This is a genomic window from Aquabacterium sp., from assembly GCF_029946005.1.
In the GTDB taxonomy this organism is placed as follows: Bacteria; Pseudomonadota; Gammaproteobacteria; order Burkholderiales; family Burkholderiaceae_C; genus Aquabacterium.
Genome location: NZ_JAQSDR010000006.1, coordinates 101,451 through 116,498 on the forward strand (window position 1 = coordinate 101,451; position 15,048 = coordinate 116,498).

Here is a 15,048-nt window from a genome sequence, read left to right on the forward strand (position 1 = left end):
CTGCATCGGCGCTGGGCGCGCGCGTTTGTAGGACATCACCGCATCTCAATCGGGCAAGGGGATCAAGAACCAGGTCTCCGGCCCCAGACCATCCCAACGCACGGCTTCACCCGGCTGCAGCACCTTGGCGCCTTGGCCGGACGCCTTGGCCATCTCCAACGTGGCGGCAGGTCGGCACAGCTTGAAGTGAAGCGTGTGGCCGCCGCGACGCACCGTCATGTCCGCATGCTGCCAGTGCGAGGGCAAGCACGGCTTGAAGGTCAAGCTGCCATCGCGTTGCTGCAGGCCAAAGATGGATTCGATGGCGGCGCGGTACAACCACGCCGCGGCACCGGTGTACCAACTCCACCCACCGCGCCCCACGTAGGGTGGCTGCGTGTAGACGTCCCCGGCCATCACATAGGGCTCGATGCCGTAGGCTGGGCCGCGAGTGGGGTGCGCGGTGCGGTGGGCCGGGCTCAAGTAGGTGAAATAGCGGTAAGCCGCGTCGCCATCGCCGCGCTGGGCCTGCGCCATGAGCGCCCAGACACCCGCGTGCGAGTACTGGCCGCCGTTTTCGCGCACACCGGGCGGGTAAGCCTGGATGTAGCCTGCGCTGGGCTCGGCATGCGCCAACGGTGGGTCGAGCAGCTTGATCAAGCCGGCTTGCTGATCCACCAGATGGGTTTCAACCGCCGACATCGCCATGCGCTGATTGGCCGGCGTGGATGCCTGCGACAGCACCGCCCATGCCTGGGCGATCAGGTCGATTCGGCACTCGGCGTTGGCGCTGGCGCCCAGGGCCTGGCCGTCGTCGAAGAAAGCGCGGCGGTACCACTGCCCATCCCAGGCGTGCTCCTGCAAGGCGTTTTTCCAGCCGGACATGGCCTCTTCCCAGCGCCGGGCACGGGCAGTCTCGCCCTGCCCTTTGGCGATGGGCACAAAGTCGGTCACGATGCGGCACAGGAACCAGGCCAGCCAGACCGACTCACCCCGGCCTTCCGAGCCAACCCGGTTCATGCCATCGTTCCAGTCGCCCACGCCCATCAGCGGCAAGCCGTGCACCCCCACCTTCAGGCTGCGGTCGATGGCGCGGGCGCAGTGCTCGTACAGGCTGGCGGTCTGGGCGCTGATGGTGGGCGTGTAGTAGGCGTCCTCTGCGCCTTCGGGGATGGGGGCACCTTCCAGGAAGGGGATTTCTTCGCTGAGCAGGCTGGCATCACCGGTGGTGTTCAGGTAGTGCACGCTGGCATAGGCCAGCCACAGCAGGTCGTCCGAGAAATGCGTGCGCACGCCAGCCCCCGTGGGCGCATGCCACCAATGCTGCACATCGCCTTCCGGGAACTGCCTTGAAGCGCCCAGCAGGATTTGCTGGCGCAGCATGTCGGGCGCCGAGCCTGCCAGGGCCAACGAGTCTTGCAACTGGTCTCTGAAACCAAAGGCGCCACCGGCCTGGTAGAAGCCAGCCTTGGACCACAGTCGGCAGGTGACCGTCTGGTAGAGCAACCAGCGGTTGACCATGGCATCAAACAAGGGGTCCGGGGTCTTGACGGTGGTGGCGCTCAGGCGCTCGTTCCAGTCTTCGCGCACCTGCTGCAGGCGCAAGCCGGGCGACACAAAGGCGCTGCTGACCGCCAGGTGCCGGGCTTCGTCCAGGCTGTTGGCATGGCCCAGCAGGAACACCTGCTCCACCTCCGTCCCCGGCTCCAGCGACAGCCGCACGGACAAGGCGGCGCACGGGTCGAGGCCCACGCCGCGCTTCTGTCCAAAGTAGTCGGGCACGACCAAGCGACCGCGAGCGTCGAAACACTCGCGGCGATCGCAGGTCCAATCATCGGACACGCCGGCATCGTCGATTTCGCTGACCATGGCCAGGAAGGCGGTGCCGCCGCCAAAGCCCGCCGAGTGCTCGCGCTGCGTGGCCAGCAGCGCGGTGATGCGCCGCGCGCCGCCAATGCCGCGCGGGTCGGGCAAGGTCTGCGTCAGGGTGCTGGTGCGCACTGAGTGGCGATCGGTTCGGTTGGCGCCCATGATCCACTCCACCAGGTTGATGGCGCGCAAGTTCAGTGTCTTGCTGCCCTGGTTGAGCAACTTGAGCCTGATCTGTTTGATGGACTGCCGGGGATCCACGCACCAGCTGACCTGCACGTCCAGATCGCCCTGCCGATGGCTGATCCGGGTGATGCCTTGCCCATGCCTGACGCGGTAGCTCACTGGCGCGCCCCCCAAACCAGCCGGTGTGACGTTCCAGACCTCGCGCGTCCGTTCGTCTTGCAGCAACAGCCACTCTCCGGAAGGGTCTCCAACGGGGTCGTTGGACCAAGGAGTGACCTGGTTCAAACGGCTGTTCACGGCCCAGGTGTAGCAGCCGCCCGCCTCCGATATCTGACCGCCAAAGGCGGGATTCGAGAGCACATTGATCCACGGACGCGTAGGCCGCTGGCTTGGCGTGACCTCAAAACGAAACTCACCACTGGCCTCGTCGAAAGTGCCGGTAGGTGGCCTTGGTGGTGAGCCGGGCGAGGTGCCCACGGGCACCGTCACCTGGGGTGGATAGCCGCGTTCTTCCAAGGCCTGCTCATGCCGCTCGCACCACTCGCTGATGTGGTGGGCCAGGGGGCGCCCATCGGCGTTCAGGTGCAGGCGGGCCAGGGTGTGCAGGGTGCTAAGGTCTTCCACCGACAACTCGTTGCTGCGCAGCACATAGAAACCCGATGCCGCCGTGGGACCAGGGTTGCCGGCGATGTCTGCGACATAGCGTTCGCGCAGGGTGCCAATGTCGCGCTGAAGCGCCATGAGGTAGGAGGTGGGCTCAGCATTGACGATCACCAGATCGCAAACCACCGCGCCCCAGGTCCACAGGCGCAGGGCCTGGGCCAGGGAGCGAACCAAGCCCAATCCTTGCGGAACACCGGCCGACACCAGCACGATGGGCCGGTCGCCTGAGATGCCGAAGCGCCACAGCAGCTTGCGGTCACACGCATTGGCCGGGCCTTCCTCGCTGAGGTTGATGGGGCGGGTCACCACCATGGCCAGTGCCGTGGTCAAGGTCTGGATGGCGGCGAAAGTCTCCGCATTGAGTCGCAGATCGCGCAACTTGATGCCTGCGAGCGTGGCCGACATCAAGGATGCTCGCTCAATGTGCGCGCGCTGGCGGTACTTGTCCATGACGGACCGCAAGGTCGCGACGTTGTCGGACGCCACCGTGCCCAAGGTCAGGCTGGCCTTGGATTGCGCCGGGATGCGCAGGCGCACTGACAAGGCCGCCACCGGATCCAGGCCCGTGTTCAACACCACCCCTTCGCCAGACTGCGATTGATCAGGCTCGGGTGGCGCGTCAAACAAACCCTGCGGGCGGCTCACATCGTGGTTGCGACCCAACCAGCGCAGGCGGTCGGTCTGGATGCGCACTTCGGTGATCAGCGCGGCATCGCCATCGGCCAGGAAGTGTGCGGCCGACAGGCCCTTCTCGGTGACCAGGCGAGGCCGACGCTCGAACATCAAAGCCTGCTGCGCGGCCACCCACTCCGCCCTGACAAACAGGTTGGAGAAGGCGGGGTGGGCCTCATCGGCGCGCGGGTCGGCCAAGGTCACATCGAAGGCGGACATGAACTCCAGGTCGATGTCGCGGTCGCTCACATTGCGGATCTCGACCTGGCGAAACTCGATGTCGTCTTCCGGGCTGACCCACACCGTGACGCGCGTTTCCAGCTCGGGCCAAATGGCCTCGAAGCTGACGCGTTCGGCGTGGTACGTGCTGTGGTAGTGGGCACCTGGGTCAGGCGCGGGGTGCTGCGTGAGTGACACCGGGATGGTCGCCTCGTCCCAACGCAGGTACATGAAGCTGCCGCAAGCATCGCGCAAAACATCATCTCGCCAACGCGTGATGCCCGCGTTGCCCCAGCGACTCCAGCCCGCACCGTTCGGACGCAAGGCCACGCTGTAGCGGCCATTGGACAAGAGGTGCGTAGGCTCCACGGCAGCAACGCCCGGCGCCACATCGCGCAACATGCCCAGTGCCTCGCGTTGATGGGCATCCGCGACGGTGCTGGCCGGCGGCGTGTGCAAGGTCGAGATCTCACGCGGTACGCGCTCGTGCAGCAAGGAGGCCACCGCCTCGACGTGCGCATTGGCCATGCCCCATCGGCGCGGCGCACCGCCGAGCAACACATTGGCCAGCGACACGATGCTCATGCCTTGGTGGTGGGCCATGAAGGTGCTGACGCGCGAGACGCGATCCACGCCGGTCTGGCGGGATGGCGAGAAATCCAATGCCTCGATCAAGCCATATTGTCCGCGGCCTCGCAACAGTTCGATGCGGCGCAGATTGCTCACAGCCTGGTGAGGCACCAGTTCTGCCGCCAGCACTGTGGCGTAAGGCGCAATGACCAGTTCATCCAAAGGCGTTCGCCTCAAGGCCAGACGGGGAACGCCTTGTGGTGAATACTGGTAAGCCAGGGTGTGGTCGCTGGCCGCATACGCGGACTCCGACATGCCCCAGGGGGTGCGCTGCTTGTGCGCGTAAGCCATTTGCTCCAGCACTGCGGCGTGCCCCGCGCTGTGCAACAAGCTGCCATGCGGCTCATCCAGCACCAATGAAGGCATCAGGTACTCGAACATCGAGCCCGACCATGATCGCAGCCCCGCATGCGTTCCCGCTGCATACGTGGGCCGACCCAATGCCGCCCAGTGGTTGACTGGCACATCGCCCTTGGCAATGGCCAGCAGACTGGTCAGACGAGACTCCGAGGCCAGCAGATCGTAGAAGCTGGCGTCCAGTTGCTGCTCGGCGATGCGGTAGCCGATGTGGAAGAGGTGCCGCTTGCGGTGGTACAGGAAGCTGTAGTCGGGTTCCCAGGCGATGCGCTTGAACTGCTTGGCCAGCTCGTCAAGGCGCGCGACGAGGGCCGGGTGCGCTTCGCCCTGCAGCACCTGGTCGCGCCAGGCCGACCGCAAGGTGCTCAGATGGTCGGCCAGGCACCACAGCAGGTTCTGGCTCTCCGGTCGGGCCTCGGCCAGGATCTGCAAGGCTTCCAGTTCCTGGCCCGCCTCCTTCAACAGCGACTGCCCGCCCTCGGGCATCTGAAGCCCTCTGCTCAAGGGATCAGCCAGGACCATCAGTTGCATCAGCACCTGATGACCCGGCAACTCGGCCAACATGGGCAGCATGGGCAACAAACGCTGGTGCGAGGCCTGCAAAGCCAGCCTGGTCGCTTGATCATCCAGCGGTGCTAGTCGCAACTCAAGGCAGGCCTGCGCCACGGCCAGCAAATGCCCACTCAGGTTGCCACTGTCCACCGTGGAGACATAGCTGGGCAACAAGGGACGCAAGGTTTCCGTGTCGTACCAGTTCAGGAAGTGGCCACGGTGGCGTTGCATCGCGAGCATGGAGGCCAAGGTGGCTTCCAGCCTGTCCAGCATGTCCAGAGTGCCAATCCAGCCAAACTGGCGAGCGCAGGCGGTGCTGAGCAGGTAAAGGCCAATGTTGGTCGGCGATGTCCGGTGCGCCACCATGTCATAAGGCAAGGTCTGCAGGTTGTCCGGTGGCAAATGGTGGTCCTGCGGGCCCACACAACGCTCGAACAGGCGCCAGGTGTCGCGGGCCAAGCCAGACAGGTAGAGCCGATCAGCCGAGGGCACAACATGCAGCCCCGCGTCCACACTCGGCCGACTGACCCACCAGGTCCACAAGGGCGACCCGGCCCACAGCAGGCACAGGCCCAAGCCCAGCCAGGGATGTGGCGAAGTGAAGAGCAACAAGGTGCCCAGGATCAGCGCTGCCGCCGTCACGTTTCGATGGCGCCAAATGGTGGCCGCCAAGGCCTGACTGGTGGATGCCTGTGCGGCCGCGGCCGTGGTCCACTCCAGCAGGTGCCGATGGCTGACCAGCATGCGGTACAGCGTGCGCACAATGGCATCGGCGGCCATCAAGGCCCCGTTCAACAACTGGGCCAGGTGCCACAGACCGGCCCCCACGGACCGAACCACGTCCGCCAGAGCCTGGCGGTAGAAGTGAGCCTTGGCGATGTCATCGCGGCTTGGGGCCAAGCCCGCCACAGCCCCCAGCAACGGTCCGCCCGAAAAGGCGATCAACACCAGGGCGATCACCGCCCACGGCGAAATCACACCGGTGGCCAGGGCCAAGGCCAGCAAGGCGAACGACATGGGCGCGACCAGGGAGCGGCGCAGGTTGTCGATCATCTTCCAGCGGTTGATGCCGCTGATGCTGAACCAGCCTCCACGGATCAGGAAGCTCAATAGTTGCCAGTCACCGCGGATCCACCGGTGCAAGCGCGAGGCCGCGACATCGGCGTGGAATGGCGCATCTTCAATCAGCGTGATGTCGGTGACCCCGGCGCAACGCACCAGGGATCCTTCCAGCAAGTCGTGACTCAGTACACGGCCTTGCGGCAAGCGGCCCGAGAGCACCGCGTGAACCGCCTGGACGTTCAGCAGACCTTTGCCGGTGAAGGAGCCTTCATCAAACACGTCCTGGTAGACCTCGGAGCTGGCCGCGCTGTAGGGATCGATGCCCAACTGGCCCGCGAACAACCAGTGAAAGCGGGTCATGTCTCTGGGGGCTGGCAGGGGCGTCACGATGCGGGGCTGCAAGATGCCATGCCCACTGATGACCCGGGTTCCCCGTGCGTCCAAGCGAGGCTGGTTGTGCGGATGCGCGGCCACGCCCACCAGGTCGCGCAAGCGGCCGGGGGGCAGTTGGGTATCGCTGTCCAGGGTGAGCACATAACGCGTATGCGGTGCGATGCTGGACGCCAGCCCCAAGTTCAGGAATGCGCTGGCATGCCCCGTGGCCAAAGCCTCCACCAAACGCTCCAGCTTGCCCCGTTTGCGCTCCCAGCCCATCCACGTCTGCTCGGTCTCGCTGAAGTGGCGCTCGCGGTGCAGCACGATGAAGCGCGGCGCCTCGTGGCCATCCACTGGAAATCGTTCGTTCAGCTCACCCAGGCGGTGCACCACGGCTTGCAGCAGGGCCGCGTCGGTGGGCAGGCTTGCCACATCGGCATCGGTCCAATCGGTCAGCAACGCGAACTGTGCATGGGGCTCCGGGTTGGCCAAGTAGTGCAGGCACAGTTGGTGGGTCAAGGCCTTCACCGACGCGGCATCGGTCAACATGGCCGGAATCACCACCATCACGCGGTGCTCTGATGGGATCCCGTCGCATAATGCCAGCCGTGGAAAACGGACCGGCCGCACCGACTCGCTGATCAGGCGGTTCACCATCGCCACCACGGCCTCGGAGGCCGGGAAGATCATCAAGATCACGGTCAGGCCCACCAACCAAGCAGGCCCCTGCCAGCCCACAGCCTGCGGCCCTTGGTGGCTCACCACCCAGGCCACCAAGGCCGCCGTGCCCAAAGCCAAGGCCGCCAGGTAAGCGGAAACCGCCCCTGCGCGCCAAGCGAAACGCCAAGCCATGGCCGCGTGTTCCTGCAGCCCCAGGGCACTCATCAGCTGAGGGCGCCCGGGACCTTGCAGCCAATGGCTGGCCACAGTCACATCGTCGGCGAACTCCTGCGGCATGGGGGATGCCTGCGCGCGGTTCATAAGCGCCAACAGCGCATGCGCCACGGACAGCTCGCTCCGCCCGCTGCGACGGGCCAGATCTTCAATGTCATGCAAGGTCTGACTGCGCGTGTCGTCGCGCTCGGCCTCGAAAGTCGGGGCCGACATCATCAGCTGCATCAGCGAACTGGTTTGCGCGACGATGTCGGTCCATTGCGCATCGCCAATCGCGCGCAAGGCGCTGATGGCGTTGCTCACGCTCAAGTTGTTGGCCGTGCGCTCGACGGGCTGCTGCATCTGCACGGCGGCCAGGTCGGGCAGGGTCTTGTTCAGCCACTCGTGGTAACGCTCATGTCCCACGCCAGCGATCTGCGTGTCCTGCAGGCGCTGGGCTATTTGAGTGAGGAAGGCGTGCCCGGTACCGCGCGCGTTCATCAAGGCCAACAGCGCGTCCAGTTGGTGGGGGCTGTAGGTTTCAATGCGGTCGCAGCACTGATTGGCCACCTCGCGCGCCGCCTGGCTGGCGGCCACGTTCTCGGCCAGGCGGCGCAGGTTCTCGATGAGCACCACGCGCAAAGTCGTGGGCAGGGCCCAAAGCTCGCCCAAGGTCAGGTCCCGAACTTCCTGGTAGGAACGCAGGAAGTGCGTGAGCAGGTCTTCATCAAAGGCGCTGTCGTTGTGGGCCACAAAGGCCCAGGCCACGCCGTAGACACGCGGCAAACCCGCCAGGGGCTCATCGATGAGCACGGGCAGGTCACGGAAATAGCGATGGGGCAAACCATCCCGGATTTCCTTGAGCTGCGCTTCGATCAGATGAAAATTGTCCAGCAGCCACTCGGCCGCTGGGCTCACGTCATGGCCGGTGATGGCCTGAGCGCTGATGTAGTGGTGAGCTTCGCGCAGAACGCGGATGTTGTCTCTCAGGCGGGGAAAGAACGCGGTCGACCGCAACGCCGCGTTGCGCGCCCGGTGGGTCGCCGCCAGACTGCGACCGTGGTCGGCAAAGCGGCTGACGCCAAAAATCTCGGAGCGGTTCGCGGGCGCCACCGGCCCACGGGAAGACGACAGGATGTCGCACACCTCTGCCGATGCTTCTGGCAGCAGCAGAAGCAGAGGAGATCGGGCCATGACGGCTCAGAGCGCCAAAGACGCTATGCCAATGATCATCGTCACCGTGACCAAGGAAGTCACAAAGCGCGGGGCCACAAAGCCATGGGCCGCCTCGGCCAGGCAATGCAGGCTGAACCAACGCCCCTTGGAGTCCTGGCAAACGTGGAAATGACCACTCAAAGACGACAGTTCCATGGGAGAGGTGTCTGCTGCGTCAGGGATCGAAGCGGTGCTCCAACGAGAAGAGAGGGTGCGTTGCGAGTTCATGCGAGACTCTCCTGGTGATTTTGAAGTCCATGCTAGGCCTCGCATCACCTCGCGTCTGTCGGCTCAACGCGTCGGGTCTGGTAGGACGTTTCCTACGCTTCGTCGCTTAACTCCAGGTTCGTCAGGTAAAGCCGCAGATCGAACTCGTGCTGGTGGTAATCGGGCTCCATGTGGAGGCACAGTTGGTAGAAAGCCTTGTCGTGCGCTTTCTCCTTCAAGTGCGCCAACTCGTGCACCACGATCATTTTGAGGAATTCAGGCGGGGTGTCCTTGAAAAGGGCTGCCACGCGAATTTCGCGCTTGGCCTTGAGCTTGCCGCCCTGCACGCGCGAGATTGCCGTGTGCGTGCCCAATGCATGCTGGATCATCTTGAGCTTGCCGTCAAATGCCACCTTGTGGATGGCGTCCGCATTGCGCATGTGGCGGGCTTTCAGGTCCAGCACGTAGTCGTACAAGGCCTTGTCGGTGCGCACCTCGTGCTTGTCGCCGTATTTGCGCTGCAGCACCTCGCCCAGTTTGCCCTGGTCGATGACCTTCTGCACCTGCACCAGCACGTGCTCCGGGTAACCCAACAGGTACTTCAAGCCACTCATGGCGCGATTTGCTCCGCGTAGTCGTACAAGGCGCCCAAGATGGTTTCGCCGCGCTCGTCGGCCGTCTCGCTGAGTTCATCGATGCGGTCAAAGAAGGCCTGCAGCGACAAGCCACCACCCACGCCATCGTGCAAGCGCTCAACCCGCAGTTGCTGCCAACGCTCCTGGTCAGAGGCGCTCAAGGTCTGCGGGAAATTGCGGGCGCGGTAGCGGAACAGCAATTCGTCAAGGCGCGGGTCTTCGAAACCGGTGCGGCGTTCGGCCAGCAGTTCGGGGCTCAAGGCCCGCAGGCGGTCCAGCGCGTTGCGGTCATCCTTGCTCAAGAAACCGCCGTACAAATCTTCATCGACATCCGCCGCCTGATCACGCGGCGGGCGCGCGAACACATCGGGCCAGATGCCCGCCATCGAAGCACCTTGGCGGGCCGCCACTTCAGCGTGGCGCAAGGCTTGATCCAGGTCCAGGCCCCACCGGGCCGCCACGGCGGGCGTGAGCGTCTTGAGGTTGCCGATCACGATGGGCGACTTGTTGATGTGGATGGAGCGCAGTGCCAGGCGGGTCATGCCCTCGGGCAGCTCATCGGCCTTGCTGAAGGTGCGCAGGCGGATGGCCTCGGCCTTGAGCGAGAACAGCTCGCTCGGGTCCACCGACAGGTCCCACACGATCAGCTCGTTCTTGTTGGTGGGGTGCGGGGCCAAGGGCCACACGATGGCCAGGCAGCCACGCTCCACCCCGTATTGGCCCGACACGTGCAGGAAAGGCTTGCCCACGCCGATCTCGGCCAGCACGGCGTCCTTCTTGCGCAACTTCAAGCAGAACTCGAACAGCTTGGGTTGCTTTTGCAAGATCAGGCGCGCCAGGCCAATGGTGGCGCGCACATCGGACAGCGCATCGTGCGCCGCCTCGTGCGACAGACCGTTGGCGGCCGTCAGGTGTTCGAGCTTGAATGAAGGGCGGCCATCGTCGTGCTTGGGCCATTCGATGCCTTCGGGGCGCAAGGCCCATGTACAACGCACCACGTCCAGCAAATCCCAGCGCCCGCAGTTGTTTTGCCATTCGCGGGCATAGGGGTCCATCAGGTTGCGCCAGAACAGGTGGCGCGTCACCTCGTCGTCAAAGCGGATGGTGTTGTAGCCCACGCCGACGGTGCCGGGCCAGGCCAGCTCGCGTTCGATGGCCTGGGCAAAGGCGTGCTCGGGCAGGCCTCGTTCCAGGCAGGTTTGCGGCAGGATGCCCGTGAGCAGACAGGCCTCGGGGTCGGGCAGGTAATCGGGCGCGGGCTGGCAGTAGTGCATCACCGGCTGGCCGACTTCGTTGAGCTGCGCGTCGGTGCGGATGCCCGCGAACTGCGCTGGCCGGTCGCGGCGGGGCACACGGCCAAAGGTCTCGTAGTCGTGCCAGAAGAAAGTGAACTCGCTCATGCCGCGTCCTGCACCCATTGGGGATCAATGCCTTGCTGGCGGCACCAGTCTTGCGCCATCGTTGAATAAGCCTCGTGATGAAACGAGAACCAGTCGTCTCGCAGCTCAGGCAAGGTCTGCATGGCTTCCCTGAAGGCCTCGAAAGGCTCGTCATCCTGGAACGCGGCGGTCAAGGTCGCGCGCGCCAAAGGGTTGCCCAACTGGGCGATGAAGGCGTCGATGACATGTAACGCAGGTTCCGCCTGCACCGACTCGATCCAGCGGTAGCGCGGGTTGGTGGCCAGATCGGGCGGCAAGGCTTCCAGCCCCTCGCCCGCGTAGATCACCTCGCCGCTGTCCAGGTCCAGGTAGTGGCTGGGGTCGTCCAGCTCATAGCGCGTGGCCAGGGCGATGATGAGGTCGTCCAGGTCAATGATCAAAGTCTTCATGGTGGTCATCACTCAAAGCGGATGTCAAAACGGGACGGGGCTCACGGTGTGCACCCATTCGCCCGTTCGCGGATGCTGCAGTTTCAACTCGGCCGCGTGCAGCAGCAAGCGACCGGCCTGGGCGCGCACGGCGGCACTGGCGTACAAGGGGTCACCCACGATGGCATGCCCGATCGACATCATGTGCACACGCAGCTGGTGAGAGCGGCCCGTCACCGGCTCAAGCTCAACCCGCGTCGTGTTGTGCAAGGCATCGCGCGCCACCACTTGCCAACGCGTCAAAGCGGGTTTGCCGTCGGCCCAATCCACCTTCTGGCGCGGCCGATTGGGCCAGTCGGTGATCAGGGGCAACGCCACTTCGCCAATGTCGGTTGCCATCTGGCCCGCCACCTGCGCCACGTAGCGTTTTTGCACCTGCCGCGTCTGGAAAAGCGCGCTCAAATCTCGGTGGACCTGCGCGCCCAGCGCCATCACCAGCAGGCCCGAAGTCTGCATATCCAGGCGATGCACGATCAAGGCTTGCGGGAACGCCAGCAGCACGCGCGAAGCCAGGCTGTCATGAAACTTCTCACCCCGACCCGGCACGCTCAGCAAACCGCTGGGTTTGTTGACAATCAGAAAAGTGTCGTCCGCGTAGGCGATGTCCAGCCCTGTGTGCGGCGGCGGCGCGTAATCGGCCAGCTGGTGCAGGGCCGCGCTGCCCGCCTCAAGCGGCTCAGTCATCATGAACGCAACCCCTCATCACCCCAAACCCGGACATCACAAAACCCCATGGCGCCAAGCCTAGCGCAGAACCTGGCAGGCCCTGCCACAATGGTATTTTCGCATCGCGTCTGTTTTGCACGGAGAGTCCACATGGCCAAAGTCCCCAAGCATGCGTTTGCCAAAACGCTCAAAACCTTCAAGACCGCATCGGGCAAATCGCTGCAGTTTTACTCGCTGCCCGAATTGACCAAGCAGTACCCCAACGTGGCGCGACTGCCCGTCTCCATCCGCATCGTGCTTGAATCCGTGCTGCGCAACTGCGATGGCAAAAAGGTCACCCCGGAACACGTGGCTGAGCTGGCCCAATGGCAAGCCGTGGCGCTGCGAACCGACGAAATCCCCTTTGTGGTGTCGCGGGTGGTGCTGCAAGACTTCACCGGCGTGCCACTGCTGGCCGACCTGGCCGCGATGCGCAATGTGGCCGCCAGCCTGGGCAAATCCCCCAAGTGCATCGAGCCCCTGGTGCCGGTGGACTTGGTGGTTGACCACTCCGTGATGATCGACCACTACGGCACCAAGAACTCGCTCGACCTGAACATGAAGCTGGAATTCCAGCGCAACCAGGAGCGCTACCAGTTCATGAAATGGGGCATGCAGGCGTTTGACACCTTTGGCGTCGTGCCCCCTGGCTTTGGCATCGTCCACCAGGTCAACCTGGAATACCTGGCGCGCGGCATTCACAAGACCAAGGATGGCGTGGCCTACCCCGACACCCTGGTCGGCACCGACAGCCACACCACCATGATCAACGGCATTGGCGTGGTGGGCTGGGGCGTCGGCGGCATTGAGGCCGAGGCCGGCATGCTGGGCCAGCCGGTGTACTTCCTGACGCCCGACGTCGTCGGCTTCGAGCTGACCGGCCAGTTGCGCGAAGGCGTGACCGCCACCGACCTGGTGCTGACCGTGACCGAAATCCTGCGCAAGGCCAAGGTGGTGGGCAAGTTCGTCGAGTTCTTTGGCTCCGGCACCACCACCCTGGCCCTGCCCGACCGCGCGACCATTGCCAACATGGCCCCCGAATACGGCGCCACCATGGGTTTCTTCCCGGTCGATGAAAAAACCATCGATTACTTCAAGGGCACCGGCCGCACCAAGGCCGAGATCGAAGCCTTTGAGGCGTATTTCAAGGCCCAGAAACTGTTCGGCATCCCGCAGGCAGGCGAGATCGACTACTCCAGCGTCGTCCAGCTGGATTTGGGCACCGTCACGCCCTCGCTGTCTGGCCCCAAGCGCCCGCAAGACCGGATTGAGCTGGGCAATGTGAAGAGCCAGTTCATCAACCTCTACAGCAAGAGCGCCGCCGACAACGGCTTCAACCAACCGGCCGACAAGCTGGGCCACCGCTACAGCCTGGGCGGCGGTGAAGTGGCACCGCCCGCCACAGCCACGCCCGCTGGCGCGCCCCGCCAGGTGGTGGAGATGGTGGCCAACCGACCCACGTTGGAATCGGCCAAAGGCAAGCCGGTCAAGAATGTCGAGGTGGTCAACATCGGCAATGGCGACGTGCTGATCGCCGCCATCACCTCCTGCACCAACACCTCCAACCCCAGCGTGCTGCTGGCCGCTGGCCTGTTGGCCAAGAAGGCCGTCGAAGCGGGCCTGAAGGTCAAGCCGCACGTCAAGACCTCGCTGGCGCCTGGCTCACGCATCGTCACCGAGTACCTGGAAAAAGCCGGCCTGCTGCCCTACCTTGAAAAGCTGGGCTTCACCCTGGCCGCCTATGGTTGCACCACCTGCATCGGCAACGCGGGTGACCTCACACCCGAGATCAACGAAGTCATCACCCGAAACGACCTGGTGTGTGCGGCCGTGCTGTCGGGCAACCGCAATTTCGAAGCCCGCATCCACCCCAACCTGAAGGCCAACTTCCTGGCCTCGCCGCCGCTGGTCGTGGCCTACGCCATCGCGGGCAACGTCACGAAGGATTTGATGACCGAGCCCGTAGGCCAAGGCAAGGGTAAGGATGGGAAAATTCGAGACGTCTACCTGGGCGACATCTGGCCCAGCAGCGACGAGATCTACAAGCTGCTCAAGTACGCCTTGAACGGCAAGGCCTACCGCGAGAACTACGACAAGGTCACCAGCGACCCGGGCAAGCTGTGGAACAAGATCAATGGCGTCAAGGGCAATGTGTATTCATGGCCCCAAAGCACCTACATTGCCGAGCCGCCCTTCTTCAAGGACTTCACCCAGGAACCCGTCTTCTCGGCGCCCGGCGTGACCGGCGCCCGCGTCATGGCCCTGTTCGGCGACTCGATCACCACCGACCACATCTCGCCCGCAGGCTCGTTCAAGGAGACCACGCCCGCTGGCCAATACCTGCTGGCGCATGGCGTGCAGAAGGCCGACTTCAACAGCTATGGCTCACGCCGGGGCAACCACGAAGTGATGATGCGCGGCACCTTTGCCAACGTGCGCATCAAGAACCTGATGCTGCCGCCCAAGCTTGACGGTTCGCGTGAGGAAGGCGGCTACACCCTGTACCAACTGGAGGGCGAAGACAAAGGGGCCAAGCTGCCCATTTACGACGCTGCCATGAAATACCAGGCCGCCAAAGTGCCCACCATCATTCTGGCGGGCGAGGAGTACGGCACTGGCTCCAGCCGCGACTGGGCCGCCAAAGGCACGCAGTTGCTGGGCATCAAGGCCGTGGTGGCGCGCAGCTTCGAGCGCATCCACCGCTCCAACCTGGTCGGCATGGGCGTGCTGCCCCTGCAGTTCAAGGGCACCGACACCTGGGAGACGCTGGGCCTGAAGGGCGACGAGACCCTCGACGTGCAACTGGGCGACGTGATCAAACCCCAGGCCGATGCCAAGCTGATCATCCACCGTCTGGATGGCAGCACGCAGGAGGTGACCGTCACGTTGCGCATCGACACGCCGATCGAGGTGGACTACTACCAGCACGGCGGCATCCTGCCGTTCGTGCTGAGGCAGTTGCTCGAGGCCTGACTCCTGTTT

Annotated in this window: 7 protein-coding genes; 1 reads left to right on the forward strand and 6 read right to left on the reverse strand. The window is 64.3% G+C overall.

Annotation, left to right across the window (positions count from 1 at the left end; genetic code table 11):
* Positions 1 to 45 precede the first annotated feature (45 nt).
* The 6 genes from PSV38_RS03555 to PSV38_RS03580 form a co-directional block, all read right to left on the reverse strand.
* The gene (locus PSV38_RS03555) at positions 46 to 8,631 is read right to left on the reverse strand and encodes a glucoamylase family protein (RefSeq protein WP_300544921.1); all 8,586 of its coding nucleotides are present in this window, start codon (positions 8,629 to 8,631) and stop codon (positions 46 to 48) included.
* A 6-nt stretch (positions 8,632 to 8,637) separates the two neighbouring features.
* Positions 8,638 to 8,880 (reverse strand): hypothetical protein, encoded by a 243-nt coding sequence (locus tag PSV38_RS03560; protein WP_300544923.1) that lies wholly within the window; start codon positions 8,878 to 8,880, stop codon positions 8,638 to 8,640.
* A 92-nt stretch (positions 8,881 to 8,972) separates the two neighbouring features.
* A complete protein-coding gene (locus PSV38_RS03565; RefSeq protein ID WP_300544925.1) occupies positions 8,973 to 9,473 on the reverse strand; it encodes a M48 family metallopeptidase in 501 nt (166 codons plus the stop codon).
* Positions 9,470 to 10,894, reverse strand: coding sequence for an exodeoxyribonuclease I (gene sbcB / locus PSV38_RS03570; RefSeq protein WP_300544927.1), 1,425 nt, complete (start codon positions 10,892 to 10,894; stop codon positions 9,470 to 9,472). The genes PSV38_RS03565 and sbcB overlap by 4 nt, the downstream gene beginning before the upstream one ends.
* Complete coding sequence (locus PSV38_RS03575) at positions 10,891 to 11,322, reverse strand: UPF0158 family protein (protein WP_300544929.1); 432 nt, start codon at positions 11,320 to 11,322, stop codon at positions 10,891 to 10,893. The genes sbcB and PSV38_RS03575 overlap by 4 nt, the downstream gene beginning before the upstream one ends.
* Before the next feature lie 24 nt (positions 11,323 to 11,346).
* Entirely contained in the window at positions 11,347 to 12,045 is a 699-nt protein-coding gene (locus PSV38_RS03580; protein ID WP_300544931.1) for an RluA family pseudouridine synthase, read from the reverse strand.
* Between the two features lie 132 nt (positions 12,046 to 12,177).
* On the opposite strand from PSV38_RS03580, the gene acnA reads away from it, so the two are divergent.
* Positions 12,178 to 15,039, forward strand: coding sequence for an aconitate hydratase AcnA (acnA, locus tag PSV38_RS03585; RefSeq protein ID WP_300544933.1), 2,862 nt, complete (start codon positions 12,178 to 12,180; stop codon positions 15,037 to 15,039).
* Positions 15,040 to 15,048 lie beyond the last annotated feature (9 nt).

Coding starts and splice junctions, on each gene's coding strand:
- PSV38_RS03555 (WP_300544921.1), bottom strand. CDS start 8,631: ATGGCCCGATCTCCTCTGCTTCTGCTGCTGCCAGAAGCATCGGCAGAG.
- PSV38_RS03560 (WP_300544923.1), bottom strand. CDS start 8,880: ATGAACTCGCAACGCACCCTCTCTTCTCGTTGGAGCACCGCTTCGATC.
- PSV38_RS03565 (WP_300544925.1), bottom strand. CDS start 9,473: ATGAGTGGCTTGAAGTACCTGTTGGGTTACCCGGAGCACGTGCTGGTG.
- sbcB (WP_300544927.1), bottom strand. CDS start 10,894: ATGAGCGAGTTCACTTTCTTCTGGCACGACTACGAGACCTTTGGCCGT.
- PSV38_RS03575 (WP_300544929.1), bottom strand. CDS start 11,322: ATGAAGACTTTGATCATTGACCTGGACGACCTCATCATCGCCCTGGCC.
- PSV38_RS03580 (WP_300544931.1), bottom strand. CDS start 12,045: ATGACTGAGCCGCTTGAGGCGGGCAGCGCGGCCCTGCACCAGCTGGCC.
- acnA (WP_300544933.1), top strand. CDS start 12,178: ATGGCCAAAGTCCCCAAGCATGCGTTTGCCAAAACGCTCAAAACCTTC.